The 26,981-nt window shown below is 70.5% G+C and carries 21 protein-coding genes; 7 read left to right on the forward strand and 14 right to left on the reverse strand.

Features of this window, described 5'->3' with window-relative positions; all coding sequences use genetic code 11:
- A partial coding sequence (locus GT354_RS44735; RefSeq protein ID WP_161363014.1) for a GNAT family N-acetyltransferase occupies nt 1-2,052 on the reverse strand: 2,052 nt, incomplete at its 3' end.
- 124 nt (nt 2,053-2,176) lie between these two features.
- On the opposite strand from GT354_RS44735, the gene GT354_RS44740 reads away from it, so the two are divergent.
- On the forward strand, nt 2,177-2,515 hold the full coding sequence (locus tag GT354_RS44740; protein WP_161363016.1) for a VOC family protein: 339 nt from the start codon (nt 2,177-2,179) through the stop codon (nt 2,513-2,515).
- 129 nt (nt 2,516-2,644) lie between these two features.
- Nucleotides 2,645-3,556: a pseudouridine-5'-phosphate glycosidase gene (locus tag GT354_RS44745; RefSeq protein WP_346012461.1), complete on the forward strand. Its 912-nt coding sequence runs from the start codon at nt 2,645-2,647 to the stop codon at nt 3,554-3,556.
- Nucleotides 3,557-3,610: 54 nt separating this feature from the next.
- Here the strand turns inward: GT354_RS44745 and pdxA are convergent, their stop codons facing one another.
- Complete coding sequence (gene pdxA / locus GT354_RS44750; protein ID WP_161363021.1) at nt 3,611-4,663, reverse strand: 4-hydroxythreonine-4-phosphate dehydrogenase PdxA; 1,053 nt, start codon at nt 4,661-4,663, stop codon at nt 3,611-3,613.
- Between the two features lie 2 nt (nt 4,664-4,665).
- Complete coding sequence (locus GT354_RS44755; RefSeq protein WP_202513000.1) at nt 4,666-5,946, reverse strand: four-carbon acid sugar kinase family protein; 1,281 nt, start codon at nt 5,944-5,946, stop codon at nt 4,666-4,668.
- A 306-nt stretch (nt 5,947-6,252) separates the two neighbouring features.
- Here GT354_RS44755 and GT354_RS44760 point away from each other — a divergent pair, with 306 nt between their 5' ends.
- Entirely contained in the window at nt 6,253-7,974 is a 1,722-nt protein-coding gene (locus GT354_RS44760; protein ID WP_161363023.1) for an AMP-binding protein, read from the forward strand.
- A gap of 78 nt (nt 7,975-8,052) precedes the next feature.
- On the opposite strand, the gene GT354_RS44765 is transcribed toward GT354_RS44760, so the two are convergent.
- Nucleotides 8,053-8,694, reverse strand: a complete 642-nt coding sequence (locus tag GT354_RS44765) for a hypothetical protein (protein ID WP_161363025.1) — start codon at nt 8,692-8,694, stop codon at nt 8,053-8,055.
- A gap of 175 nt (nt 8,695-8,869) precedes the next feature.
- On the opposite strand from GT354_RS44765, the gene GT354_RS44770 reads away from it, so the two are divergent.
- Nucleotides 8,870-9,310: a hypothetical protein gene (locus GT354_RS44770; protein WP_161363027.1), complete on the forward strand. Its 441-nt coding sequence runs from the start codon at nt 8,870-8,872 to the stop codon at nt 9,308-9,310.
- A 196-nt stretch (nt 9,311-9,506) separates the two neighbouring features.
- Here the strand turns inward: GT354_RS44770 and GT354_RS44775 are convergent, their stop codons facing one another.
- The 4 genes from GT354_RS44775 to GT354_RS44790 all read right to left on the reverse strand — a co-directional run bounded on the left by GT354_RS44775 (nt 9,507) and on the right by GT354_RS44790 (nt 15,157).
- On the reverse strand, nt 9,507-11,969 hold the full coding sequence (locus GT354_RS44775; RefSeq protein WP_237536076.1) for an HAD-IC family P-type ATPase: 2,463 nt from the start codon (nt 11,967-11,969) through the stop codon (nt 9,507-9,509).
- Between the two features lie 109 nt (nt 11,970-12,078).
- Nucleotides 12,079-13,443: a pitrilysin family protein gene (locus GT354_RS44780; protein ID WP_161363030.1), complete on the reverse strand. Its 1,365-nt coding sequence runs from the start codon at nt 13,441-13,443 to the stop codon at nt 12,079-12,081.
- The gene (locus tag GT354_RS44785) at nt 13,440-14,762 is read right to left on the reverse strand and encodes a pitrilysin family protein (RefSeq protein WP_161363032.1); all 1,323 of its coding nucleotides are present in this window, start codon (nt 14,760-14,762) and stop codon (nt 13,440-13,442) included. Before GT354_RS44785 ends, GT354_RS44780 begins: the two co-directional genes overlap by 4 nt.
- Before the next feature lie 149 nt (nt 14,763-14,911).
- A complete protein-coding gene (locus tag GT354_RS44790; protein WP_161363034.1) occupies nt 14,912-15,157 on the reverse strand; it encodes a DUF2630 family protein in 246 nt (81 codons plus the stop codon).
- Nucleotides 15,158-15,405: 248 nt separating this feature from the next.
- Between GT354_RS44790 and GT354_RS44795 the strand changes: the two genes are divergently transcribed.
- Entirely contained in the window at nt 15,406-17,874 is a 2,469-nt protein-coding gene (locus GT354_RS44795; RefSeq protein ID WP_161363036.1) for a DNA topoisomerase (ATP-hydrolyzing), read from the forward strand.
- 76 nt (nt 17,875-17,950) lie between these two features.
- Here GT354_RS44795 and GT354_RS44800 read toward each other — a convergent pair whose 3' ends face one another.
- Nucleotides 17,951-18,424 carry an HD domain-containing protein gene (locus GT354_RS44800; RefSeq protein WP_161363038.1) on the reverse strand — a complete coding sequence of 158 codons (474 nt, stop codon included), beginning with the start codon at nt 18,422-18,424 and terminating at the stop codon, nt 17,951-17,953.
- Nucleotides 18,425-18,536: 112 nt separating this feature from the next.
- Between GT354_RS44800 and GT354_RS44805 the strand changes: the two genes are divergently transcribed.
- Nucleotides 18,537-19,442 (forward strand): sucrase ferredoxin, encoded by a 906-nt coding sequence (locus GT354_RS44805; RefSeq protein WP_161363040.1) that lies wholly within the window; start codon nt 18,537-18,539, stop codon nt 19,440-19,442.
- A gap of 92 nt (nt 19,443-19,534) precedes the next feature.
- Here GT354_RS44805 and GT354_RS44810 read toward each other — a convergent pair whose 3' ends face one another.
- The 3 genes from GT354_RS44810 to GT354_RS44820 form a co-directional block, all read right to left on the reverse strand.
- Entirely contained in the window at nt 19,535-21,148 is a 1,614-nt protein-coding gene (locus tag GT354_RS44810; RefSeq protein WP_161363042.1) for a cation acetate symporter, read from the reverse strand.
- Nucleotides 21,145-21,525, reverse strand: a complete 381-nt coding sequence (locus tag GT354_RS55240) for a DUF485 domain-containing protein (RefSeq protein ID WP_346012462.1) — start codon at nt 21,523-21,525, stop codon at nt 21,145-21,147. Before GT354_RS55240 ends, GT354_RS44810 begins: the two co-directional genes overlap by 4 nt.
- 408 nt (nt 21,526-21,933) lie before the next feature.
- A complete protein-coding gene (locus tag GT354_RS44820; RefSeq protein WP_161363044.1) occupies nt 21,934-24,054 on the reverse strand; it encodes a DNA topoisomerase IV subunit B in 2,121 nt (706 codons plus the stop codon).
- A gap of 386 nt (nt 24,055-24,440) precedes the next feature.
- Here GT354_RS44820 and GT354_RS44825 point away from each other — a divergent pair, with 386 nt between their 5' ends.
- Nucleotides 24,441-24,671: a hypothetical protein gene (locus tag GT354_RS44825; RefSeq protein WP_020555816.1), complete on the forward strand. Its 231-nt coding sequence runs from the start codon at nt 24,441-24,443 to the stop codon at nt 24,669-24,671.
- A 132-nt stretch (nt 24,672-24,803) separates the two neighbouring features.
- Here the strand turns inward: GT354_RS44825 and GT354_RS44830 are convergent, their stop codons facing one another.
- Entirely contained in the window at nt 24,804-25,598 is a 795-nt protein-coding gene (locus GT354_RS44830) for a serine protease (protein ID WP_161363045.1), read from the reverse strand.
- A gap of 232 nt (nt 25,599-25,830) precedes the next feature.
- Nucleotides 25,831-26,981 (reverse strand): RNA polymerase sigma factor (locus GT354_RS44835; protein WP_202513001.1); only part of this gene is annotated, 1,151 nt, incomplete at its 5' end.

Genomic DNA, 26,981 nt, shown 5'->3' on the forward strand with positions numbered 1-26,981 from the left:
GGCCGCGTCGGCGGCGCCGAGGCGGGCGCGGACCAGCGAGCGGGCCTGCTCGGTCCGTACGTCGTCGAGCTCGGGGATCCGCCCCACCGGCCGCCGCCGCCAGGCCGCGTAGCGGACGACCTCGGCGAGCGCGCGGACCGCGTTCTCGGGGGCGGGGTAGGAGGGCACCGAGCCGAACGCGGGCACTCCGTCGGCGTCGAGCCTGCGCAGTTGCGTGGGCAGGCCCTCGTGCGCGAGGTAGGTGGTCAGGAGCGGTTTGCCGATCTCGGCCGCGCGACCGGCCATCTCGGCGATCACGCTCGCGACCTCGTCGCCCGACGTGGTCAGCGGGGGGATGAAGACCGTGATCACCGCGTCGGTCTCCGCCGAGGCCAAGGCGTCGGCCAGGGCCTCGCGGAAGTCGTCGGCGGTCGCGGACGTGGTCAGGTCGACCGGGCGCAGCGGGTTCAGGCCGGCGCTCGCGCACGCGTCCTGGGTGAGCAGGCCGAGCGAGTCGGAGTTGCCGATGATCGCGATCCGGTCGCCGGCGGGCAGCGGTTGGTAGGCCAGGAGTTGGCCGACGTCGAAGAGTTCGGCGACGGTGGGCACCCGGATCACGCCCGCCTGGCGAAAGAGCGCGTCGACGGCCGTGTCGGGCAGGGTCAGGGCTCGGGTGACGTGGCCCAGGGGGATGCCCTGGGTGTGTCGGCCCGACTTGACCGCGACGACGGGCTTGGCGCGTGAGACCCGGCGGGCGAGGCGGGTGAACTTGCGTGGGTTGCCGATCGATTCGAGGTGGAGCAGGACCACATCGGTGGCCGGGTCGTCCTCCCAGTACTGGAGGAGGTCGTTGCCGGAGACGTCGGCGCGGTTGCCGGCCGAGACGAACGTGGACAGGCCGATGCCTCGGCTCACCGTGGATTCCAGGATGGCGATGCCCAGCGCGCCGGACTGCGCGAACATGCCGACTCGGCCTCGCCGCGGCATCCTCGGTGACAGGCTCGCGTTCACCATCAGGGCGGGGTCGGTGTTGAGCACGCCGAGGCAGTTGGGCCCGATCACGCGCATGCCGCGCCGGCGCGCCGCGCGGACCAGGCGGCGTTGGCGTTCGCGGCCCTCCGGGCCCGTCTCGGCGAAGCCGGAGGAGACCACGACGAGGCCGTGCACGCCCTTGCGGCCGCACTGTTCGACGACCTGTCGAACCGCGTCGGCGGGGACCGCGACCAGGGCCAGGTCCACGCCGCCGGGGATGTCGAGGACGGACGCGTAGGTGGGGACGCCGTCGATCGGGTCGTTGCCGGCCTTGGGGTTGACCGCGTACACCTCGCCGGTGAATTCGCCGGCGAGCAGGTTGCCCAGGAGGGTGTTGCCGACCGTGCCGGTGTGTCGGCTCGCGCCGATCACGGCGACCGAGCGCGGGGTGAGCAGGCGTTCGATCGAGCGGGATTCGGCGCGGTGTTCGCGCGCGAGCATGACGCCGAGCGAGGTCTCGGTGGGCGCGAGTTCGAGGGTGAGCCGGACCACGCCGTCCTCGAACGCGGACGCCTGGGTGTAGCCGGCCTCGGTGAACACGGTGACCATGCGCCGATTGGACGGCAGTACGTCGGCCACGAAGCGCCGGATGCCGCGCTCGCGGGCGACCGCGGCGATGTGTTCGAGCAGTACGGACGCGACGCCGCGGCCCTGTTGGTCGTCCTGGACCAGGAAGGCGACTTCGGCGGTCGAGGAGCGGCCGGCCGGGCCGGTTTTGACCGAGCGGCCGTCGGGGCCGATCCGGTCGTAGCGCACGATGGCGACCATGCCGTCGCCGACGAACAGGCCCAGGCCGACCCGGTCCACCCAGTCGTGGGTGGTGAAGTGCCGTACGTCGCGCTCGGACAGGCGCGGGTAGGGCGTGAAGAAGCGCAGGTATTTGGACTCGGCCGAGACGCGGGCGTAGAAGTCGACCAGGCGGCCCGCGTCGTCGGGGCCGACGGGTCGCACGTGCGCGGTCGCGCCGTCGCGCAGCACGACGTCGGCCTCCCAGTGCTCGGGGGGCTTGGGCGGCAAACCTGCGGTGTCGGTGGGCTCCACGTTTGCGAGGTTAGTCGCCGGTGCGCCGCGGCGGCGGGTTCCGGGCGCCCCGAGTCGGTTGGTGTCCACCGGACCTGATAGACCATCAGATGCCGTGTCCGGTCTCGCCGCAGGAGGTACCCCCATGTCCGCTCAGAGCGTGTCCGCAGCTTTTCCCGTCGCAGACATGGCCGCGGCGGTGCGCTTCATGAGCGCGGTGCTCGGTGCGGAGCCGACCTTCGTCGACGGTGAGCGGTGGGCGCAGTTCGACGTCAACGGCGGACGGTTGGCGCTCGCCGGTACCGACCGCGAGGGCGATTCGGCTTCGGTCATGGTCAAGGTCGTCGACCTGGCGGCGGCGCTGGCGCCGCTGCGCGAGGGCGGCTTCACCGTGGGCGAGGAGGTCGAGGGGCCGCACGAAGTGCGCGTCCGGGTGACCGGCCCGGACGGTTGGGCAGCCGTGTTGTACCAGCCGCGCAGCTGATCGGGACCCGCGGCGTTACGGCGGATTGCCATGATCATCGGAGTGTCGCAGCGTCGGGGCGACGTCGGGCCGTCCCGGGTCGGCGCGTATACCGCGCCCCTTGCGTCGTCGCCCGGTAGCGTCCTGCCGGTGAACGGCTTGCGGATCGCGCCGGAGGTCGCGGAGGCGTTGGCAGCGGGCCGCCCTGTGGTCGCGTTGGAGAGCACGATCATCGCGCACGGGCTCCCCCGTCCGGACAACCTCAGGGTGGCGCGCGACGTCGAGGCGCGGGTGCGCGCGTTGGGCGCGGTGCCGGCGACGGTCGCGGTCGTGCACGGTCGCGCGTCGGTGGGCCTCGACGCGGAGACGCTCGAATTCGTGGCCACGTCCGACGACGTGCGCAAGGCCGGGCTGCGCGACCTCGCCCTGGTGACCGCTCGCGGCGAGCACGCGGCGACGACCGTGGGCGCGACCGCGCACCTCGCACATCAGGCGGGCATCCGGGTGTTCGCGACCGGCGGGCTGGGCGGGGTGCACCGCGAGGCCAAGGACAGTTGGGACGAGTCCGCGGATCTGGTCGCACTGACCCGGTGTGGGCTCACCGTCGTGTGCTCGGGCGTCAAGTCGATCCTGGACGTGGGCGCGACGCTGGAGCGACTGGAATCGCTCAACGTCGCGGTGATGGGCTACGGCACGAACGCGTTCCCGGGCTTTTATCTCGCCGACTCGGGCCACCGGCTGGAGTGGCGCGTGGACACCGCGGACGAGGTCGCCGACGTGGTGCGCGCGCACGAGGCGTTGGGTCTGGGACGACACGGGCTCGTGGTGGCCAACCCGGTGCCGGTGGCCGATCAGTTGGATCCCGTGCTGCACGACCGGGTGCTCGGGCAGTCGCTCGCCGCGCTCGCGGCGAGCGGGATCACGGGCAAGGCCGTGACGCCGTTCCTGTTGGACTTCTTCCACCGCGAGACGGGCGGCGCGTCGCTGGCGGCCAACGTCGCGCTGATTCGGGGCAACGCGGAGCTCGCGGCGCGGATCGCGACGGCCCTGACGGCGGGCTGAACGGGAGTCGCGCCGAGGTTCGCGGACTTAGCGGTGCGGTGACCGCAATCGGAGTCAGACCGCCCAGCGGTTGCGCAGTTTGGGGACCGACGGCGCGAATCGGGCCGCCGCGCGGACCGCCTCGCGCATCGACGCGTACTCGGCGGTGCCCGTGCCGGCGATGTCGAACGCCGTGCCGTGGTCGACGGACGTGCGCAGGATCGGCAGCCCGACGGTGACCGAGATGGTGCCGTCGAAGTCGAACGTCTTCGCGGCGATGTGGCCTTGATCGTGAAAGTGCGACAGTACGCCGGCCCAGCGCCCGCGCAGGCCCTGATGGAAGACGGCGTCGGCGGGCACCGGGCCCACCACGTCCAGGCCGCGGGTCCGGGCGCGCGCGACGGCCGGGGCCAGGATCTCGATCTCCTCGTCGCCGAACGCGCCGCCCTCACCGCCGTGCGGGTTGACCGCCGCGACCGCGAGCACGGGGGCCTCGTCGTCGCCGAACACCCGCAGCGCGTCGTGGGCGGCGGTGATCGCCGCGTCCACTCGCTGGGGGGTGAGCAGGTCCAACGCCTTGCGCAGGGAGGCGTGGCGGGTGGTGAAGAAGATCTTCAGGCCGCCGACCACGAACATCGTGTCGGGGTGGGTGGCGCCGGTGAGTTCGCCGAGCAGTTCGGTGTGGCCCGGTTGCGTGCTGCCCGCCGCCCAGATCGACTCCTTGTTGATCGGCGCGGTGGCGATCGCGTCGACCAGGCCGCTTTCGGCGGCTCGTACCGCGCGCTCGATCGCGGCGAGCGCGGCCGCGCCTGCCGGGGCGCCGACTCGTCCCCAGGGCATCGCGGCGTCGATGTCCGCGTCGGTGACGGTCGCGGTGTCCAGGATGTCGACGACCGCGGGGTCGGGGTCCGGCGCCACGTCGCGCGCGGCGATCGGGCGCACCGTCAGGTCGAACCCGCAGGCGCGCGCGCCCCGGCGCAGAGCGGCGGCGTCGCCGATCGCGACGCACCGCACGGTGTCCCGCAGGCCCGGGTCGAGCAGGGTGCGGGCGACGATCTCGGGCCCGATCCCGGCGGGGTCGCCGAGGGTGAGGCCCACCACGGGCAGCGTGTGCGCGCCGTCGTCCATCGTCAGTCTCCCCAGGCGTGGAGGGCGCCGGCGAAGCCGGCCGGTCGGGTGGAACTCATCCGCAGGTGCAGCGCGCACGCCACCGCCGCGTCGGCGTTGCCGACGAGACCGCCTTTCGCGGCGAACGGCAGCCCGTCGTGCGGGCCGCCGACGAGCCGGCCGGCGACCACGAGGGGTTGTACCTCGGACTCGACCGCGAGCCCGTCCGCCCCGAGCGCGGTACACACCGCCCCCGCGATGTCGCCGCCGGTCGCGTACACGCCGGCGAACGAGGTCGCCGCGATCGCGCGCCGGACCGCCTCCCCGAGCAGCACCGGCAGGCGGGACGCGATCCGCGCGTCGATCCGGTCCGGGACGCGGGTGCGGATGCCGGCCATCGCCGGTTTCGTGCGGGCCAGCGCGATCAGGTCGGCGGCCACCCGGATCGGGTCGGGTTCGTCGCCGACGTCGATCCAGCGCGCGCCCAGTCGCCGTTCGGTCTCGGCGAGTTGGTCCCGACTGAGCTCGGTCATGCTGCCCGAGACGCCGAGCACGGGCCGCCCGGTGGGGACCGTACCCAGTACGGTCGCCAGCGCCGCGCAGAACGGGCCCGGATCCACCGGCAGCCAGCGCACGTCGCCCTCGCTCGCGCATCGCGCGGCGGCGATCGCCAGCGCGTCCACGTCGGCCTCGGTGGTCGCGTCGCACACCAGTACCTGCGCTCCGGCCGCGCCCAGGGCCCGGGCGAGGTCGTTCGAGCCGCCGCGCACCAGGTCGAGCGGGATGTGCGCGATGGTGCGGTCGACGGCGTCGAACGCGGAGAACACACACGAGGAGGTCACCGGGGTGAGCGGATCGCGGGCGACCACGCTGTCGGCGATCGGGACGCCGTGCAGGCGGTGGATGCCGTCCTTGGTGGTCCGTCCGGCTTCCGGATGCGCGGGGACGACCAGCGCGCGTACCGGCGGTCCCGGGCGCGCGTCGAGCACGTGCAGGAGCGCGGCGGTCTCGGCGCCCGGGTTGCCGCGCAGTGTGCTGTCCACGCGCTTGGCGACCATGGGCACGTCGGGGAACACCGACGCGCCCGCGACCACGCGTCGTGCGGCCTGGACGCCGGGCAGGTGCCGCGTCGCCAGGTCGAGCACGAGTACGTCGGGGGCGCTGGGGCATGGTCGCGGCGGTCCACCGGTGACGAGTGTGCGCATTCCGCGCCGGGCGAAGCGCACGGCTGTGGCGTTGGCCCCGGTGAGGTCGTCCGCGAGGACGAGTACGCGCGGACCGGGTCGCCCCGTACTGTCTGTCAATTACGGTCCCGACTGTCGGATCGCGATCTTCGCGCGGTTGTCTGCGTTACCGGGCTGGGTTTCCCCGGGAGTCTTGCGGGCGGGCGCCGCGACGGTCAACGTCAGAAGCCGGGAGCGGTCGTTGACCGCTCGAACGGGTGATGCGAAGGTGCGTTCCAGTCCCCACCGAGGCGGTACTGCGCTATGGCGGGTTCGGCGTCGCGCGGCGCGCGTGGCGACGTGGGCGCCGCCGCGGCACGGGGCACGGTACGAGACAGGCGGTCCGGCGATCTGCCGGCGCCGCACGACAGACGGAGGAACTGCGCGATGACGACGGGTGCGACCGAGGCTTTCCGCGCTGCGCGCGACTTCCTGCTGGACCATCGTGAGGATCAGCCCACCGCGTGGCGGGACTTCCCGCGCCCCGAGCCGACCGAGTTCAACTGGGCGCTCGACTGGTTCGACGTGATCGCGCGCGACAACGACGCCACCGCGTTGTGGATCGTGGCGGAGGACGGCACCGACACCAAGGTCTCCTTCGCCGAGTTGGCGCGACGCAGCGATCGGGTCGCGGGGTGGCTGCGCGCTCGCGGGGTACGGCGCGGCGACCGGGTGCTGCTGGTGCTGGGCAACCGCGTCGAGTTGTGGGAGGCGATGCTCGCCGCGATGAAGCTGGGCGCGGTGATCATCCCGGCGACCACGATGCTCGCGCCTGCCGACCTGACCGACCGGGTCGTGCGCGGTGGCGTCGCACACGTGATCGCCGACGCGACGGTGACGCCGGGCTTCGCCGACGTGCCGGGCGCCTGGACGCGGATCGCGGTGGGCGAGAGGGTCCGGGGGTGGTCGCGGTTCGCCGAGGCGCACGAGGTGGTCGAGCCGTTCGCGCCCGACGGGCCCACCGCCGCGGACGATCCGCTGCTGCTGTACTTCACGTCCGGCACCACCGCGCAGCCCAAGCTCGTGGGGCACACCCAGGTGAGCTACCCGATCGGGCACCTGTCCACGATGTACTGGTTGGGGCTTCGGCCCGGCGACGTGCATCTGAACATCTCCTCGCCCGGGTGGGCCAAGCACGCGTGGAGCAACTTCTTCGCCCCGTGGAACGCCGGCGCCACCATCTTGATCGTTCGTCAGGACCGGTTCGCCGCGCAGCCGTTGCTGGACACGATGGTGCGCTGTGGGGTGACGTCGTTCTGCGCGCCGCCGACGGTGTGGCGGATGCTCGTGCAGGAGGACCTCGGCGCGTGGGCCACGTCGCTGCGCGAGGTGATCGGCGCGGGCGAGCCGCTCAATCCGGAGGTCATCGAACAGGTGCGGGCGGCCTGGGGGTTGACCATTCGAGACGGTTTCGGGCAGACCGAGACCACCGCGCAGATCGGCAACGCGCCGGGCCAGGAGGTGCGTCCGGGCTCGATGGGGCGGCCGCTGCCGGGCTACACGGTGGCGCTGGTGGATCCGGCGAGCGGCGAGGTGGTCACCGGGGCGGGCGCCGAGGGCGAGATCTGCCTCGAACTGGCCACGCGTCCGCTGGGTCTGATGACGGGCTACCTGGACGATCCCGAGCGCACCGCCGAGTCGATGCGCGGCGGTTTCTACCACACCGGTGACGTGGGAACCCGCGACGAGGACGGCTACATCACCTATGTGGGCCGCGCCGACGACGTGTTCAAGGCGTCCGACTACCGCATCTCGCCGTTCGAGTTGGAGAGCGTGCTGATCGAGCACGACGCGGTCACCGAGGCCGCCGTGGTGCCCTCGCCCGACCCGGTGCGGCTCGCGGTGCCGAAGGCGTACGTGGTGCTCGCCCCCGGACACGAGCCCAACCGGGAGACGGCGCTGTCGATCCTGCGGCACGCGCGCTCGGTGCTGTCCCCGTACAAGCGGGTGCGGCGGATCGAGTTCGCCGAGTTGCCCAAGACCATCTCGGGCAAGATCCGCCGGGTCGAACTGCGGGGTCGTGAGCGCGAGTTGCACGACGGTGACCTGACCGGGCGGGGCACGCTCGAATGGTTCGAGGAGGACTTCCCCGAACTCAAGGGAAGCTGACCGGCCCGGCGGGGCCGGGGACCGCGTCGGCGCGCGCGGACGCGGTCCCCGGGGTCGGTCACCGCCTGTCGGCGACGATCAGAGCTTGCCGGCGACGACCTTGGCGATCGCGAGGTGCTTGTCGCGGGCGAGGCCCTTGCGGTCCACCGACAGCGACACGTGCACGTCGACGATCAGGTCACCGTGCAGCTTGGCGAAGTACACCTCCGGGGTGACCGGTGCCGGGTTCGCGCCGGCCGGAACGTACATCGAGGGGAAGTCGCCGAGGTCGGTGATCCGCTGCCCGTACTTGGCGGTGCTGTTCTTGGCCATGACGCTCTCCGGCGTCTCTTCGAGTCGGGCGCTGCGGGCGAAGTACTGCACGGTGAGCAGATTGGTGTTCGCCGGGCCGTAGTAGCGGCAGGTGTGCAGCGCGTCGTCGTTCCTGGTGCGCTCCACCGGCGCGCCGAGGACGGCTCCGAGTTCGTCCGTGGTGAGCAGGTTGCAGTAGTCCTTGGCGGTCGGGTCGACGCCGCCGGCGGGCTTCGCGGGGTCGGCGGACGGCTTGGGCGCCCCCGTCGGCTGCGCGGCGGGCGCCCCGGTCGACGCCGCGTCCTTCTTCTTGTCGCCGTCCCCGTCGGCCTTGTCCTTGGCCTTGTCGACCAGCCCGCATCCGGTCGACAACGCGATGACGGATGCGGCGATCAGCAGGCCCGGCAGGGCAGGCTTGCGCACGTACAAGGTGGTTCTCCATCCCCGTGGGCGACCGGGCACCGTCCTCCCCGTGACCGCGTGACACTGCGTCACGCCGATGCCGGTCGCTCGATCTCACCGCTGCGTGATCGTGCGGCAGGGCGAGGCTAATGCACGAAATCGATCACCGCCGAAGTCTTGGCGAGGCGATACCGTGACGAGCGTGACGACTACCAAACGTGAGCGTGAACGCCTCGTCCGCAGCGCGACTTTGGTCTGGGCGGGCGCCCGCGCGGCGCTCGGCGTGGTCGCCCTGACCGAACCGGCGCGCGTGTCCCGACCGTGGATCGGCGACGACGCGGACGTCACCGGCAATCGGGTGTTCGCCCGCGCGCTCGGCGGACGCGACCTGGCCTTGGGAGCGGGCGCGCTGTACGCGGCGGCGCGCGGCGAAGGGGTGCGTCCGTGGCTGCTCGGCTCGGCCGCCGCCGACCTCGGCGACACCGTCGTCACGCTCTCCTACTGGAGCCGCCTCCCACCCGGACGGCGAGCCTTCATCGCAACCCTGACCGCCGGCTCGACCCTCACCGGCCTGGCCCTGACCCTGGCCACCCCAAGGCACCCGAGCCGTGGCCCACAAACCCCGGCCACCCGGTCGCGGTAGAACCGCAACGGCCGCCCGAAGCCGGGCCAAGAGGCCGGACCGCGCCCACCCGGACGCCCTGAAACCACAGCCCGCCCCCAAAACGCAACGGGTGGTGCGGGTGGGCACCAAACCCCACCCGACCAAACCGCACCCGCAGCAGCCCCCGAACAAGAACCGTCCCATCAGGGCCAAGCGGCCAAGAGCAAGGCCCGAGCTAGCCGATCTCGCTCGCCAACCGCCGCTTGTTCCAATACGCGACGACCTCCAACAACAACCCCGCGACCACGGCTATCCCCACCGCGACCCACGGCATCCGCCCGCCGACCAGCTTGAGTTCGAAGAAGTCCTGCAACCACGGCACGGTCAACACCGTGGCGAACCCGGCCCCCATCACGAGCACGAGCGCGACCCGCCACCACGTGTACGGGCGCGCGATGATCGCGAGCACCCACAGACCGACCAGGAACAGCGTCAGCGTCGCGATCGACGTCTCGGCGGTGCGAGTGGCCTCGGTGGCGCCGTAGTGCGAGCGGGCGAGCAGGTACGCGGTGAACGTCGCGGCGCCGGCGATCACGCCGGAGGGCCCCGAGTAGCGCACGACACGCTTGACGAAGCCCGCCCGGGCGCGCTCCTTGTTCGGCGCGAGCGCGAGGAAGAACGCCGGCGTGCCGATGGTGAACCACGCGAGCAGCGTCAGGTGGCGCGGCAGGAACGGGTAGGGCACGTTCGCGATCACGACCAGGATCGCGAGCAGGACCGAGTACGAGGTCTTGGTCAGGAACAGGTTCGAGACGCGTTCGATGTTGCCGATCACCCGCCGGCCCTCACCGACCACCGACGGCAGGGTCGAGAAGCTGTTGTCGAGCAGCACGATCTGCGCGACGCCCTTGGTGGCCTCGCTGCCCGAGCCCATCGACACGCCGATGTCGGCGTCCTTGAGCGCGAGCACGTCGTTGACGCCGTCACCGGTCATCGCGACGTTGTGGCCGCGCGACTGGAGGGCGGCGACCATGTCGCGCTTTTGCTGCGGGGTGACCCGGCCGAAGACGGTGTTGGCCTCCAGGACGTCGGCGAGCGCGTCCTGGTCGGTGGGCAGCGTCCGGGCGTCGACGGGGTGGTCGGCGCCCTTGATGCCCAGCTTGGCGGCCACCGCGCCCACCGACACCGCGTTGTCGCCGGAGATGACCTTGGCCGCGACGCCCTGGTCGGCGAAGTAGTCCAGCGTCGCGCCCGCGTCGTGCCGAAGCCGCTGCTCCAGGACCACGAGGGCGGCGGGTGCCACGTCGGCGCCGTCGGGGCCACCGACGAGCGACTCCACCGTCTCGGGCAGCGTGCTCTCGGTACGCACGAGCAGCAGCACGCGCAGACCCTGCGCGCCGAGCCGTTCCGCCTCCGCGAGCAGATCCTTGTGCGCGGGCGCGCTCACGAGCACCTCGGGGGCGCCGATCAGCCACGTGGCGCGGGCGCCGGCCTCCTCGAAGGTCGCGCCGCTGTACTTGCGAGCCGACGAGAACGGCACGCTCTCGACCGTGGTCCAACCGTCGACGGCCGGGCACTCGTCGATGATCGCGGCCAGGCTCGCGTTGGGCCGGGGTTCGGTGGTGCCCAGCGCGCCGAGCGCGGGGCGCACCGGCAGACCCTCGGTCAGTTCGCGAACCTCGGCGACGTTCATGCCGCCCTCGGTCAGCGTGCCGGTCTTGTCCAGGCACACCACGTCGACCCGGGCCAGGCCCTCGATCGCCGGCAACTCCTGGACCAGGCACTGCTTGCGGCCGAGCCGGATGACGCCGACCGCGAACGCGAGCGAGGTGAGCAGCACCAGGCCCTCGGGGACCATCGGCACGATGCCGGCGATCATCCGGGTCACCGCCTCGCGCCAGGTGGTGTCCTCCAGTCGGTATTGGCTGATGATCAGCGCGATCGACGCGGGGAAGAGGATCCAGGTGACGTACTTGAGGATCGTGCTGATGCCGTTGCGCAGCTCGGACGCCACGAGGGTGAACCGGCTGGCCTCCTCGATCAGCTGCGCGGCGTACGCCTCGCGGCCCACCCGGGTCGCGGTGAACGCGCCGTTGCCGGCCACCACGAAGCTGCCGGACATCACCGGGTCGCCGGCTTTCTTGATCACCGGGTCGGCCTCGCCGGTGAGCAGCGACTCGTCGATCTCCAGGTTGTCCGCCTCGACCACGACGCCGTCGACCGACGCCTTGTCGCCGGCGCCCAGTTCGATCACGTCGTCGAGCACGATGTCGGACGGCGAGAGCGCGATCGCCTTGCCGTCGCGGCGCACCATCGGCTTGGACTCGCCGATCACCGCGAGTCGGTCCAGGGTGCGCTTGGCACGCATCTCCTGAATGATGCCGATGCCGGTGTTCGCGATGATCACGAAGCCGAACAGGCCGTCCTTGACCGATCCGACGGACAAGATGATCAGCCACAGCACGCCGATGACGGCGTTGAAGCGGGTGAAGACGTTCGCCTTGACGATCTCGGACGTCGATCGACTCGACCGCACGGGGACGTCGTTGACCGCGCCCCTCGCGACCCGTTCCGCGACATCCGCGGTGGTCAGTCCGGTGCCCAGCGGCACGGAGTCGCTTTCTTTCCCGTCGAGCCTCGCGGCCGGCGGAATGGCTGTCGTTTCTCCGGGCCCGGCGCCCGGCAACGGCTGAGTCATGGGTCTACCGTAAGCGCCGGACGAAACCGAAGTGGGCGGTGGGCCCTCCCGTTCGGGCCGCCCACCGTCCGACTTCGTCACACTCTTCGTCACACTCGGGTCGCTCGGGTCACTCGACGACCGTGACCGGCCCCAGTTCGAGTGCTTCCAGGGGGCCGCGGATCTTCGCCGCGTCGCCCACCAGGACCACCACCAGGTGCGCGGGATCGAACGCGGCGACGACCGCCTCGGAGGCGTCCTTGGTCGCGACGGCCGCGAGCCGCAGGTAGAGCTCGGCCAGGTAGCCGTCCGGCTGCCGCTCCGCGACGATGTCGGCGAGCGAGTCGCACACCGCGCGCGGGGTGACGTACTTGAGCGGCGCGACCCCCACGATGCTCTGCACCGCGGCGTCGCGCTCGGTGTCCGTCAGACCCTCGTCGGCGAGGGTGCGCAGCACACTCACCATGTCGGCGACGGCCGGGCCGGTGACATCGGTCTCCACCGAACCGTGGATGGCGAGCAGCGAGCCCGAGGGCAGCGTCTGGTTCACCGCGCGCACGCCGTAGGTGTAGCCCTTCTCCTCGCGCAGCACACGGTCCAGGCGCGACGTGAGCGTGCCGCCCAGGCAGTAGGTGCCGATGGTGAGCGCGGGCCACGACGCGTCGTCGCGCCCCGGGCCCACCCGACCGACCAACGCTTGCGTCTGCACGCTGCCGGGGCGGTCCACGATCACCACGCGCGCGTGGTCGTCGGCGGCCGTGGACGCCGTCGGCGACGCCGACGCGGCGGTGCCCGACCACGTGCCCAGGGTGCGTTCCAGGATGTCGGTGACGTCGACCCCGGCGAAGTCGCCGACCACGACGAGCGTCGCCGTCCCCGGGCGCACGTGGGTGTCGAAGAAGTCCCACACCGACGCGCGATCGACGCGCGCGACGCTCTCGGCGGTGCCCGCGCGCGGGCGCGAGAGCCGGACCGAGGAGTCGAACAGCGTCGCGTTGAGCGCGAACGCGGCGCGCCGCGGCGGACTGGCCATCTCGTGCACGATCTCGTCGAGACGCTGGCGCACGAGCCGATCCACCTCGTCGGCGGGAAAAGCCGGCGCCCGCATCGCGTCGGCGAGCAGGCCCAGCGCCCGCTCCAGGCGCGACGCCGGGACGTCGAGCGCGACCCGCACGCCGGGGTGGTCGGCGTCGGTGTCGATCGTCGCGCCGCACCGCTCCAGTTCGGCGGCGAACTCCTCGGCGCCCATCTTGTCGGTGCCCTCGGTCAACGCGCGCGCCATGATCGTGGCGACGCCCTCGCACTCGCGCGGCTCGGCCGCCAGCGGCGAGTCCAGGACGAGTTCGACGGCCACGACCTTTTGTCCGGGGCGATCCACGCGCAGCACCGCGAGGCCGTTGCCGAGTTCACTGCGTTCGGGGCTGGGAAAGGTCCACTCCCGGGCCTCTCCCGCGCCCGGGCGCGGGTGGAACACCATCTCGCCGGTCTGGGTCACGCGACCTGCTCCTTGTTCTCGTCCACGTTCTCGTCGGTCGGTTCGTACACGAGCACCGCGCGGTTCTCGGGCACCAGGCGCTCGGCGGCGACCGCCCGCACCTCCTCGGCGGTGATCTCCAGGAGCCGATCCAGCGCGGTGAACGCCAGATTCGCGTCGCCGAACAACGTCGCGTAGCGGCACAGTTCGTCCGCCCGACCGCCGACGGTGGCCATCGTGTCGAGATAGGCGCGCTCCAACTGGGCCTGCGCGCGCTCCAGTTCGGCCGGGGTCGGGCCCTCGGCCGCGAACCGCGCGAACTCCTCGTTCACGGCCGCGTCGATGTCGGCGACCGAGCCCGAGCCCGACGCCTTGACGTCGAGCATGGCCACCGACGCGGTGCCGGAGAGGCGCATCAGGCCCACGCCCGCGTAGACGCCGAGTTCGTCGTGGCGCACCAGTCGCGTGTTCAGGCGCGAGCTCTCGCCCTCGCCGAGCACGGTGAGCGCGATGTCGGCGGCCTCCGCCGCGCGGGTGCCGTCGGCCGGCATCCGGTAGGCGGCCATCAGCGCGGCCGAGGGCACGTCCTCGTGCACCGTCTCGCGCAGTTCGGCGCCGATCACCGCGGGCAGCGTGCCGTCGGCGGGTGTGGGCTTGCCGTCGTGCGCGGGGATCGTGCCGAAGTACTTCTCGGCCCACGCGAGCGTCTGCTCGGGGTCGATGTCGCCGACGACCGCGAGCACCGCGTTGTTCGGCGCGTAGTAGGTCGAGAAGAACGCCCGGCAGTCCTGCAGGGACGTGGCGTCGAGGTCGGCCATCGAGCCGATCGGCATGTGGTGGTACGGGTGGCCCTCGGGGAAGGCCATCGCGATCAGCCGCTCCCACGCGGTGCCGTACGGCACGTTGTCGTAGCGCTGGCGGCGCTCGTTCTTGACCACGTCGCGTTGGTTGTCCAGGCTCTCGTCGGTCAGCGCTTGGAGCAGCCCGCCCATTCGGTCGGCCTCCAGCCACAGCGCGAGTTCGACCTGGTGCGCGGGCATGGTCTCGAAGTAGTTCGTCCGCTCGAAGCTCGTGGTGCCGTTGAGCGAGCCGCCCGCGGACTGGACGAACTCGAAGTGCTCGTTGCCGTGCACGTTGGCCGAGCCCTGGAACATCAGATGTTCGAAGAGGTGTGCGAGCCCGGTGCGTCCGGGTACTTCGTGGCGTGAGCCCACGTCGTACCAGAGGCAGACCGCGGCCACGGGGTCGACGTGGTCCTCCGAAAGCACCACGCGCAGCCCGTTGCCGAGGGTGTGCGTGGTCGCGGTGAACGCCAACGATGCAGTCGCCGGTCCTGCCATATGCCCAACCGTCCTCTCCTGGAGGGTGACCGCCGCGACGGCGGCCACCCTCACCCTAACGACGGGAAGTGCCTGTTCGACTCCCCGTCGAGGGGGTGTTCGCGGTGGGCGAAGAAGCTCCCGAGGCACGTCCCGGCGACCGCGAACCGCTACTGCTGGTAGCCCTCGACCTCGCGCACGGGCCGCGCCGCGGCCGAGGCCGGATCGCCGCCGGCGTCTCGCAGCGCCTGACGTTGGCGCAACAGGTCCCAACACTGGTCGAGTTCGTGCTCGACCGCGGCGAGTCGCCCGTGTTCCTCCTCGTCGGAGATCGTGCCCGCCGCGAGTTGGTCCCGCAACGCCCGTTCCCGCGCGACCATGTCGGTGATGCGTTCGCGGATCTGCTTGTCGTCCATCGTCGGACCTTCTCTCCGTCGCCGGCTTGCCCGCGGAACCGTTGATCGAAATCCTGGGCCAAAGGGCTGTCCTTCCCTCCTCGCACAACCCTCAAGCACGGTGTCACCCGGGTCGCTGCACTCACATGTCCTACCGGCGCGCCACAATGGGCACGCCGTGCGGGCCGTCCCCGGCCGCGCCGCCCGCGGGCGGACACGGGAGACACGGCCCGGCGCCGGCCCGAAGAAGCAAAGGAGCAACGCCGCGCATGGCCCGCCGTAGTACGAAAACTTCCGGTCAGCAGCCACCGGACGACTTCGAGGAACGCATCCTCGACATCGATGTCGTCGACGAGATGCAGGGCTCCTTCCTGGAGTACGCCTACTCGGTCATCTACTCGCGGGCGTTGCCCGACGCCCGCGACGGGCTCAAGCCCGTACACCGCCGCATCCTCTACCAAGCCGCCGAGATGGGCCTGCGCCCCGACAAGGGCTACGTCAAGTGCGCCCGTGTCGTGGGCGAGGTGATGGGCAAGCTGCACCCACACGGTGACGGCCCCATCTACGACACCCTCGTGCGCATGGCGCAGCCGTTCTCGATGCGCCTGCCGTTGATCGACGGCCACGGGAACTTCGGTTCGCTCGGCGGCGACGACCCGCCCGCCGCGATGCGATACACCGAGTCCCGGCTGTCGTCGGCGGCGATGCTCATGGTCGACTCGATCGACGAGGACGTCGTCGACTTCGGCCCCAACTACGACGGCCAGGAGCAGGAACCGGGTGTCCTGCCCGCCGCGTTCCCGAACCTGCTCGTCAACGGCGCGTCCGGGATCGCGGTCGGCATGGCCACCAACATGCCGCCGCACAACCTGGTCGAGGTGATCGCCGCCGCGCGCCACCTGATCCGCCATCCGGCGGCGACACTCGAAGACGTCATGCGCCACGTCCCCGGTCCCGACCTGCCCACGGGCGGTCGGATCGTGGGCCTGACCGGCGTGCGTGACGCGTACGAGAAGGGTCGCGGGACCTTCAGGATCCGCGCGACCGCGACGATCGAGTCGGTCACCGCGCGCCGCAAGGGCATCGTCGTCACCGAGTTGCCGTACAACGTCGGCCCGGAGCGGGTGATCGCCAAGATCAAGGAACTCGTCCAGTCCAAGAAGGTCCAGGGCATCGCCGACCTCAAGGACCTCACCGACCGCTCGCACGGGCTGCGTCTGGTCATCGAGATCAAGAACGGCTTCAACCCCGAGGCGATCCTCCAGCAGCTCTACAAGCTGACGCCGATGGAGGAGACGTTCGGCATCAACAACGTCGCGCTCGTCGACGGCCAACCGCTCACCCTGGGCCTGAAGGAACTGCTCCAGGTCTACGTCGACCACCGTTTCGAGGTCGTGCGTCGGCGCAGCGAGTATCGCCGCCGCAAGCGTCAGGAACGGCTGCACCTGGTCGACGGTCTACTCGTCGCGCTGATCGACATCGATCGCGTGATCGAACTGATCCGCTCCAGCGACAACTCGTCGCAGGCGAAGGAACGTCTGATGGAGACGTTCACGCTCTCCGACATCCAGGCGTCGTACATCCTCGACACCCCGCTGCGGCGCCTCACCCGGTTCGACCGGATCGAACTGGAGGCCGAGCAGGAGCGACTGCGCGCCGAGATCGCCGAGCTGACCCTCATCCTCGACGACGACAAGCTGCTGCGAAAGGTCGTCTCGGACGAACTGGCCGCGGTGTCGAAGAAGTACGGCACGCCGCGCCGCACGGTGCTCCTGGAATCCGCCGACGTCCCGGCCGCGGCGGTTCCGCTGCAGGTCACCGACGCGCCCTGCGTGGTCCTGCTGTCCTCGACGGGCCTGCTCGCGCGCACCGCGACGGGCGGCCCGCTGCCACCCGAGGGCGACCGCTCCAAGCACGATCTGGTGGTGTCCTCCGTCGCGGCGACCGTGCGCGGCGAGGTCGGCGCGGTGACCGATACGGGCCGACTGCTGCGGATCAACGTGGTCGACCTGCCCTCGCTCCCGGAGACCGCGACGGCGCCGAATCTCGCGGGCGGCGCGCCGCTGTCGGAATTCGTCCCACTGGAGCCGCACGAGCGTCTGCTGTGCCTGACCACCTTGTCCGCGGACTCCCCCGGGCTCGCTCTGGGCACCGCGCAGGGCGTGGTCAAACGGGTCGTGCCGGACTATCCGGCGAACAAGGACGACCTGGAGGTCATCGCGCTGCGCGACGGTGACACGATCGTCGGCGCGGTCGAGTTGCGCACCGGCGAGGAAGATCTGGTGTTCGTCACCGACGACGCCCAGTTGCTGCGTTTCCAGGCGTCGATGGTCCGGCCGCAGGGCCGTCCCGCGGGCGGCATGGCGGGCATCAAGGTCGGCGACGGGCAAAAGGTCCTGTCCTTCACCGCGGTCGACCCGGCCGCGGAGGCGGTCGTGGTCACGGTCGCCGCGTACAGCGGCGACGCGTTGTTCGGTTCGGAGCACGGCACGGCCAAGGTCACGCCGTTCGCGGAGTATCCGCGCAAGGGTCGAGCGACCGGCGGCGTGCGCTGCCAACGCTTCCTCAAGGGCGAGACCACGCTGCGCGTGGCGTGGGCCGGAGCGGCACCCGCCCGGGCGTCGGACGCCAAGGGCCAACCGGTCCCGCTGCCCGACCTGGACCCGCGCCGTGACGGCTCCGGTACCCCCCTGCCCAAGCCGATCGACGTGGTCGGCGGTCCGCCCGGCACCGTCTGAGCCCTGCCGCACGACATGCCGGAGCCCCGCGGGTATCGATGCCCGCGGGGCTCCGGTGTGTGCTCGGTGGGCTCGCTCAGTGCGCGGCGAACTCCTCGAGGAGTTCGATCGAGCGGGTGTACTTGTGCCGAAGTCGTACCTGGGTGGCCTCGTCGAGCTGGCCGAGTCTGGCCTCGGACCGGTTGTCGGCGATGTCGGCGCGCTTGACCACGAGCGCGATCGGGTCCGCCGCGGCTCGGGCCATACTGGCCTCCAGCGGCTCGCCCGGCAGCTTCGACAGTGCGATCACCGCGTCCACGATCCGCGCCGGCACGCCGGCCGCGCGCAGTTGGTCCGCCCCCACGGGCGTGTCCTCGATCACATCGTGCAGGACCGCCGCCATCCTGGCGGGGATCCCGTCGACGTTGTCCATCACCCTCAGTGGGTGGGTGATGTACGGATGTCCACCCTTGTCCAATTGACCGTCGTGTGCGGCCCTGGCGAGCGCCACCGCGTCGTCCAACGTGAAGCCGGCTATCGCCGCGCTCCCGTCTGGCCGTCCCTGGGGCATGGCCGCCTCCCATCGTTACCGTGTGCAACAACCGTACCGGGATCATGTGTTCCGGGCGCTCGGGGCGGGGGCGATCCGGGCTCGGGCCGAGTGAAAGCTATGGTCGACAGTCGTGGAAACCTGCGTCTTTCTCTCGAACGAACTGGCCGAGCCGCTGGCGGGCACCGCTCCGACCACACCCGGCTGGCTGCTCCTGGAGCACCCCGGTCCGTGGGCGGCCAAGGCCGTCGCGGCCAGCCGGGGACTCGACGACGGGATAGGCGCGGAATTGGACGGGCGGGCGAGCCGGGCCGGTTTCCGGGCCACCTTGATCCGCCGGCCGGATACCGCCGCCGGGCCCGGTCCAAGTGACGAGCGCGCCGCGTATCTCGTGTGGACCGAGCCGGGCGCGACCTGGATGCGCAAACTGCGCGTGTCCGGCCCCGCCGACCTGCTCGCGCTCGATCTCGCCGCCCTCGCCGGGCCGGCCGAGCCCTCGATCGGCGAGCCGGTCACCGAACCGCTGATCCTGGTCTGCACGAACGGCAAGCGCGACCGGTGCTGCTCGATCGAGGGCCGCCCCCTCGCCGCCACCCTCGCGCAAACCTTCCCCACGGCCACGTGGGAGGCCACCCACCTGGGCGGGCACCGTTTTGCCCCGACGGCCGCGGTACTCCCCCAGGGGTACGTGTACGGCCGCCTGGACCCCTCCTCGGCCGGCGCCGTGGTCGCCGCGGCACAGCGCGGCGACATGGTCCCGGACCTGTGCCGCGGCCGCTCGACCTACTCACGCGCCGCGCAGGCCGCGGAGCTCGCGGTGCGCGCCGAGTGCCGCGACCATCGGGCCGACGCGCTGTCGGTCTACGACGAGCGCAAGGAGGACCACGGTGCCTGGACGGTCCGGGTGGACCACGTCGACGGCCGCACCTGGACGCTGACCGTGGACGCGCTCCGGGAAGCCCCCGCCCGGCCGGAGAGCTGCGGCAAGAGCGAGGGCCTGCCGACCAGCATGCGAGCCCGCTTTCCGTCCCGTCGATAGGCGTCCGTCTCGTCGACAGGCGTCGGTCCCGTCGACGGCCGTGCGTCCCGTCGCCGGACGCCGTCCGTCGACAGGTGCCTCGGCCGGGCGCCTCAGTAGGCGCCGGCTCCGGTCAGCGACCGGACCTCCATCTCGGCGTACTTGGCCGCATCCGCTTCCTCGTCGGAGCGCAGCGTCCCGATCCAGCCGCACAGGAAGCCGACCGGGATCGACACGATCCCCGGGTTCTCCAGCGGGAACCAGTGGAAATCGACACCGGTCACCAACGAGTTCCCGCCGCCGGAGATCACCGGCGAGAACAGCACGAGCACCAGGGCCGACCCGAGCCCGCCGTAGATCGCCCACACGGTGCCGTTGGTGTTGAAGCGCCGCCAGAACAGCGTGTACAGCAGCGTCGGCAGGTTCGCCGACGCCGCGACCGCGAAGGCGAGCGCGACCAGGAACGCCACGTTGAGCTTTTGCGCGGACAGGCTGAGCCCGATCGCGATCGCGCCGATCACGATCGCCGACAGCCGGGCGGCCCGCAGTTCGCTCTTGTCGTCGGTCGCCTCCCCGCGGATGACGTTCGTGTACAGATCGTGCGCGAACGACGCGGAGGAGGCCAGCGTGAGTCCGGCGACCACCGCCAGGATCGTCGCGAACGCGACCGCCGCGATCACCGCGAGCAACACGACGCCGCCGAGCGTGTCGGGCCCACCGCCGAGTTCCTCGGCGAGCAACGGAAGCGCGGTGTTGCCGGCCTTGTTCGAGGCGCGGATCCTGTCCGAGCCGAGCACCGCGGCCGCGCCGAACCCGAGCACGATCGTCAACAGGTAGAACGTGCCGATCAGGCCGATCGCCCACATCACCGAGTGCCGCGCGGCCCGTGCGGTGGGCACGGTGTAGAAGCGCACCAGGATGTGCGGCAGACCGGCGGTGCCGAGCACGAGCGCGATCGCGAGGCTGATGAAGTCGAGCCGGCTGGTCAGGTTCGCCCCGTACTGAAGCCCGGGTTCGAGGAATTTGTGCCCGTGCCCGCTCGTGCTCGCCGCCGTCGAGAGCAGTTCGTTGACGTCGAAGTGGAAGCGCACCAGGACCAGGACCGTCATCAGGATCGCGCCGCCGAGCAACAGCGCGGCCTTGACGATCTGGATCCAGGTGGTGCCCTTCATCCCGCCGAACGTCACGTAGACCACCATCAGGGCGCCCACGCCGACGATCGTCCACGTCTGGGCCGAGCCGCCGCTGTCCCCGAGCAACAGGGCCACCAGCGTGCCCGCGCCGACCATCTGGGCGATCAGGTAGAAGATCGACACGACGATGGTGGCCGCGCCGGCGGCGGTACGCACGGGCTTGCGGCTCATCCGGAAGGCGACCACGTCGGCCATGGTGAACCGGCCGCAGTTGCGCACGAGTTCGGCCACGAGCATGAGCACGACCAGCCACGCGACCAGGAAGCCGATCGAGTACAGGAAGCCGTCGTAGCCCACGAGCGAGATCAGTCCCGCGATGCCCAGGAACGACGCCGCCGACATGTAGTCACCGGCGATCGCGAGCCCGTTCTGCGACGCGGAGAACTGCCGCCCGCCGGCGTAGAAGTCGTTGGTCGTACGGTTGTTCCGGCTCGCCCACACCGTGATCCCGAGCGTGATCACCACGAAGCCGACGAACAGCAACCCGGTCAACCCGCGATGACCGCCGGTGACCGCGAGAAAGGTGTCGCTCACCGAAACATCTCCTGGGTGTCCCAACGCAGGTTCAGCGCCGCGCGGTCGCGCTTGGTGCGCGCGTGCCTGGCGTACAACCACGTGATCGAGAACGTGGCGGCGAACTGGAGCAGCCCGAACGCGAGCGCGACGTTGAACACGCCCACGATCCGGTGCGCCATGAAGCCCCGGGCGAAGGTGGAGGCGAACACGTAGAGCAGGTACCACGCGAGGAACGCGAGCGACATCGGGAACACGAAGTCGCGGTAGCGGCGCCGAATCTCCTGGAACTCCGGACTCGCCTGGACCCGTAGATAGATCTCCGCGCGCGAATCCGGCTCCGGGTCGCCGAACGGCACACCCCGGGTGGGTGTGGGTCGGTACGAACTGGTCGTCACCGTAGGTCTCCTCGTCGATCGCCGTTCCGCGCGATGTCGCCCCACGACAGACGTTCGATGGGACTGGTGTTCAGCATGGTCAGCGGGCGCGGGCCGCGCGGCCAGGTTCTACGCGGTTCACCTGTACGGATGAACCGGACGCATGGCGGCGCTCGTGGCACCGTCATGCTCGGTGAAAACGTTTGGCCAACGAGGGGCTGAGCCCCGGCGATACGGGAAACACGCGTGGGTCAACGCTGATGAGTGAATTCGTCCTTCTATCGCAGATATGCCGACCGCCCGGCTTCGATGTCCGAACCTGCCGAACGGACACGCGAAAGCGTCGGGCCCGAAGGGAAGTCCCTTCGGGCCCGACGCTTTTCGTGGTGTCGCTCGGCTCGCCCGCCGACCGCTCCGGTCCGTCGCGCGTCAGGCGTCGATGCGCGAGCGGTCCAGCAGCGACGCCGAGTTGGTGATGAACTCCTTGCGCGGCGCGACCTCGTTGCCCATCAGCAGGTTGAACACCTGCTCGGCCGCTTCGAGGTCACCGAGGTTGATCCGACGCAATGTGCGGTGCCGCGGGTCGACCGTGGTCTCCGCGAGCTGGTCGGCGTCCATCTCGCCCAGTCCCTTGTAGCGCTGGATGGGGTCCTTCCAGGCGATGTTCTTGCGCTGGTACTCCAACAGCGTGCGCTTGAGCTCCGCGTCGGAGTACGTGTACACGTACTTGTCCTGGCCCTTCTTGGGCCGTGACAGCTCGATGCGATGCAGCGGCGGAACCGCCGCGAACACCCGACCCGCCTCGATCATCGGGCGCATGTAGCGCTGGAAGAGGGTCAGCAGCAGGATGCGGATGTGCGAGCCGTCGACGTCGGCGTCGGCCATGAAGATGATCTTGCCGTAGCGGGCCTGGTCGATGTCGAACGTCCGCCCCGAACCCGCGCCTATGACCTGGATGATCGCGGCACACTCGGCGTTCTTGAGCATGTCCGAGACGGACGCCTTCTGCACGTTCAGGATCTTGCCGCGAATGGGCAGCAGGGCCTGGAACTCCGAGTTGCGCGCGAGCTTGGCGGTACCGAGCGCGGAATCGCCCTCGACGATGAACAGTTCGCTGCGCTCGACGTCGTCGCTGCGGCAGTCGGCGAGCTTGGCCGGCAGCGCCGAGGTCTCCAGGGCCGTCTTGCGACGCTGGGCCTCCTTGTGCTGCCGGGCCGCGATCCGGGTGCGGGCCGCCGAGACGACCTTCTCCAGGACGGCGCGGGACTGGGCTTTGTGGTCACGGTCGGAGGAGGTCAGGAACGCCTTGAGTTCCTTGGAGACGACGGCTGCCACGATGCGCGTGGCGGCCGAGGTGCCCAGGACCTCCTTGGTCTGCCCCTCGAACTGCGGCTCGGCGAGCCGCACGGTCACGACGGCGGTCAGGCCCTCGGTCGCGTCGTCCTTGGTGATGTCGTCCTCGGCCACCCGAAGCACCTTGGCCGAGCGCAACGCGTCGTTGACGGTGCGTCGCAGCGCCTGGTCGAACCCGGCGACGTGGGTGCCGCCCTTGGGCGTGGCGATGATGTTGACGAACGAGCGCAGCGTCGAGTCGTAGCCCGTACCCCAGCGCAGCGCGATGTCGACGCCCAACTCGCGCTGAACCTCGGTCGCCACCATGTGGCCCTGCTCGTCGAGCACGGGCACGGTCTCCTTGAACGTGCCCTGTCCGGTGAAGCGCAGGACGTCGCACAGGGCCCGGTCGGGAGCGAGGTATTCGCAGAACTCGCTGATGCCACCGGAGTAGTGAAATACCTGTTCGTCGACTTCGTCCGGATTCGTACCATTACGCTCGTCGCGAACAACAATGGTGAGCCCGGGCACCAGGAACGCCGTCTGACGCGCCCGCGAGTGGAGCGATTCAAGGTCGATCGAGGCGTCCTTGAGGAAGATCTGCCGGTCCGCCCAGTAGCGGATCCGAGTGCCGGTCTTGGACCTGGCGATCTTCTTGATCTTGCGGAGCCCGTTGCCGGGACTGAACGGCGAGTCGGCACCGAGCGTGGCGAACTCGCCGGGCACGCCGCGGCGGAATCCGATGGCGTGGGTGTGCCCGCCGAGGTCCACCTCGACGTCGAGTCGGGAGGACAAGGCGTTGACCACGGAGGCGCCGACACCGTGCAGGCCGCCGGACGCGGCGTAGGCACCACCGCCGAACTTGCCACCGGCGTGCAGCTTGGTCAGGACGACCTCGACACCGGACAGGCCGGTCTTGGGCTCGACATCGACGGGGATGCCACGACCGTAGTCCCGAACCTCAACCGAGCCGTCGCCGTGCAGGAGCACCTCGATTCGGTCGCCGAAGCCGCCGAGGGCTTCGTCGACCGAGTTGTCGATGATCTCCCACAGACAGTGCATCAGGCCCCGACTGTCGGTGGAGCCGATGTACATGCCGGGCCGCTTGCGGACCGCGTCGAGTCCCTCGAGTACGAGGAGATGCCGCGCGGTGTAGTTCGAGTGGTCGGGCTCGCCCGCCAGGAGCGCGGTGGACTGCGCAGTCGTCTGGGCGGTCACGCGGTGCAACTCCTCGCATGTAGTCGCGTAGTCGGATCGCCGCACACGCGTCGATCCGTACGGCGCGATCGCGGCCATCAGGCCCCGAACATCGAGGCCCGGTGATCACTCGCGTCGCGCCGGAGAGCAAGGCTACCGGGGCAGGAAGACACCCCGGCCACGGCTCGCCGCCGCATCCTAGCCGGCATCCGAACAAATCTTCGACCACCCGATCGGGTGGCCGGCATGAACCGTACGCTCACAGGGCACGTCCTATGCACAAGGAACGAGTTGCAAAAGGGGTGTGTCAGGAACCTGTTGAACATGACACGATCACCCCGGGAACGTTCGAGGCTGATTTGATGTTGGACATCGATGAAGGCTTCGTCGAGTAGAGAAGAGGCGACGTGAATTCGGTTCTGACACCCGCCAGTCCGTTGACGGCCGCCGACCGTTGTGATCGGTGCGGCGCCCAGGCATACCTTCGGGTTGTCCTTTCCAGCGGCGGCGAACTGCTGTTCTGTGCGCACCACGCCCGCAAGTTCGAACCTGAACTGCGGAAGGTGGCCGTGGAGATACAGGACGAGACCGACCGTCTTACGGCGGTCCCCGTCACCGCACCGGACGACGACAACTGACCAAACAGCCGACCCTCTGAGACCCCGACGAGCAGACATCGTGCCGATGGCGGCCACCGTGAGGTGGTCGCCATCGGCGTCTGCATCGTCGTTCACGGGGGTCGGCGGCTCCCCGACAGGAGGTGATCTCCCTCACAATCCGGCGGCTTCCCGGATGTCCCGGGCGAACGCGGCGACTCGGGTGTAGACACCCGGTTTACGCGCCTGGGCACAACCGTCGCCCCACGACACGATTCCGGCGAGCGTGCCGTCGAGCAACAGCGGACCGCCGCTGTCCGCGCTGCACGCGTCCTTGCCGCCCTGCCGCTCCCCCGCGCACACCATGCCCGCGGGGTCGTACTGCCCATAGGGCCCGCCGGGATATGCCGTGCGACACGTCGTGTCGGAGATCAGCGGAACGGTGACCTGGCGCAGGGTGGACGAATAGTCGCCGTTGCCCGTGGTGTCCCCCCACCCGATCACGGTCGCGGCCGAACCCTCCGCGTAGACGTCGGCGCCCTGCGCGACGATCGGCGCGCTGTCCGTGTCCAGCGCGTCGGCGAGTGTGAGTACCGCCCAGTCGCCGTCGATCGCGGACTGCTCGAAGCGGGGATTCACGTAGACCCCCGTCACCGCGACCTCACGGCCCTTCGTGGTGCGCAGGTCCGTTCGGCCTTGGAGGACGGCCAGATCGGGGCGGTCGACGCGCTTCCCGTTCTCGTCGAACATGCAGTGAGCGGCCGTGAGCACCTTGGTGGGCGCGATCACGGTGCCGCCACAGAACTGTCCCGACCGCGCGGAGCCGTAGGTCGCCCGGCTGGACAGGGCGACGGCCCACGGATAGGTGTCGGTGTCGGCCGGTGAGCCGCCGACGATCACCTTGGGCGGCCCGGAAGGCGAGGCGCCTGCCAGGACCGCGGTCACGACGATCACGACAAGCGTGAACATCGACCCTCGTGTGTACCGGTTGCTACCGCGCGTGACCCGCTGGAGCGCTCGCACCATCATGGGGACCCTCTCGCCGGTTACCGTCAGGTGATGGCCAGTGCCCCCGAGTGGTGCTTCGGAATCATCCGAGCCCGGCAAACGGGTGATATAGCTCGTTAACGCACACGCGAAGGCCCCGGATGGTGTATCCGGGGCCTGGGTGCCCGTCGCGGCCGAAAATCGGCGGTCGGGCCTAGTCCAGGTAGTCGCGCAGAACCTGGGAGCGGGACGGGTGGCGCAGCTTCGACATGGTCTTCGACTCGATCTGGCGGATGCGCTCACGGGTGACCCCGTACACCTTGCCGATCTCGTCGAGGGTCTTGGGCTGGCCGTCGGTGAGGCCGAAACGCATCGACACGACGCCGGCCTCACGCTCGGACAGCGTGTCGAGCACCGAGTGCAACTGTTCCTGCAGCAGCGTGAAGCTCACCGCGTCGGCGGGCACCACGGCCTCGGAGTCCTCGATGAGGTCGCCGAACTCGCTGTCGCCGTCCTCGCCTAGGGGGGTGTGCAGCGAGATGGGCTCACGGCCGTACTTCTGCACCTCGACCACCTTTTCGGGGGTCATGTCGAGTTCCTTGGCCAGCTCCTCCGGGGTGGGCTCGCGGCCCAGGTCCTGGAGCATCTGACGCTGCACGCGGGCGAGCTTGTTGATGACCTCGACCATGTGGACCGGGATACGGATCGTCCGCGCCTGGTCGGCCATCGCTCGGGTGATCGCCTGGCGGATCCACCACGTCGCGTAGGTCGAGAACTTGTAACCCTTGGTGTAGTCGAATTTCTCGACCGCGCGGATCAGGCCCAGGTTGCCCTCCTGGATCAGGTCCAGGAACAGCATGCCGCGACCCGTGTAGCGCTTGGCGAGCGATACCACCAGGCGCAGGTTCGCCTCGAGCAGGTGGTTCTTCGCGCGCCTGCCGTCCTCGGCGATGATCTCCAGCTCCATGCGGAGCTTGGGTGGGAGCTTGTCGCCCGAGCCCAGTTTGTCCTCGGCGAACAGACCGGCCTCGATCCGCTTGGCGAGGTTGACCTCCTGCTCGGCGTTGAGCAGCGGGACCTTGCCGATCTGCTTGAGGTAGTCCTTGACCGGGTCGGCGGTGGCCCCGGCGACGGCGACCTGCTGCGCGGGCGCGTCGTCCTCGTCGTCCGAGAGGACGAAGCCCTTCCCGGTCTCCTCCTCGGGCACGTCCGGCAGCGCGTCCTCGGCGTCCTCGGCCTCGTCGACCGGCTCGGCGGTGCCCGATTGGGCGTCGCCCGCCTTGCCGGCGGTCTTCTTGGCGCTCTTCTTCGCGGCCGTCTTGCGCGGTGCGGCGTCGGCCGCGCTCACCGCCGCCTTCTTCGCGG

The sequence above is a fragment of the Streptomyces sp. SID3343 genome (assembly GCF_009865215.1).
Taxonomy (GTDB): Bacteria; Actinomycetota; Actinomycetes; order Streptomycetales; family Streptomycetaceae; genus Embleya.

Excerpts from the sequence above, each read along its gene's own strand:
- GT354_RS44785 (WP_161363032.1), bottom strand. The coding sequence starts at position 14,762 with ATGGCAGGACCGGCGACTGCATCGTTGGCGTTCACCGCGACCACGCAC.
- GT354_RS44790 (WP_161363034.1), bottom strand. The coding sequence starts at position 15,157 with ATGGACGACAAGCAGATCCGCGAACGCATCACCGACATGGTCGCGCGG.
- GT354_RS44775 (WP_237536076.1), bottom strand. The coding sequence starts at position 11,969 with ATGACTCAGCCGTTGCCGGGCGCCGGGCCCGGAGAAACGACAGCCATT.
- GT354_RS44760 (WP_161363023.1), top strand. The coding sequence starts at position 6,253 with ATGACGACGGGTGCGACCGAGGCTTTCCGCGCTGCGCGCGACTTCCTG.
- GT354_RS44800 (WP_161363038.1), bottom strand. The coding sequence starts at position 18,424 with ATGCCCCAGGGACGGCCAGACGGGAGCGCGGCGATAGCCGGCTTCACG.
- pdxA (WP_161363021.1), bottom strand. The coding sequence starts at position 4,663 with ATGGACGACGGCGCGCACACGCTGCCCGTGGTGGGCCTCACCCTCGGC.
- GT354_RS44830 (WP_161363045.1), bottom strand. The coding sequence starts at position 25,598 with ATGTTCACGCTTGTCGTGATCGTCGTGACCGCGGTCCTGGCAGGCGCC.
- GT354_RS44740 (WP_161363016.1), top strand. The coding sequence starts at position 2,177 with ATGTCCGCTCAGAGCGTGTCCGCAGCTTTTCCCGTCGCAGACATGGCC.
- GT354_RS44795 (WP_161363036.1), top strand. The coding sequence starts at position 15,406 with ATGGCCCGCCGTAGTACGAAAACTTCCGGTCAGCAGCCACCGGACGAC.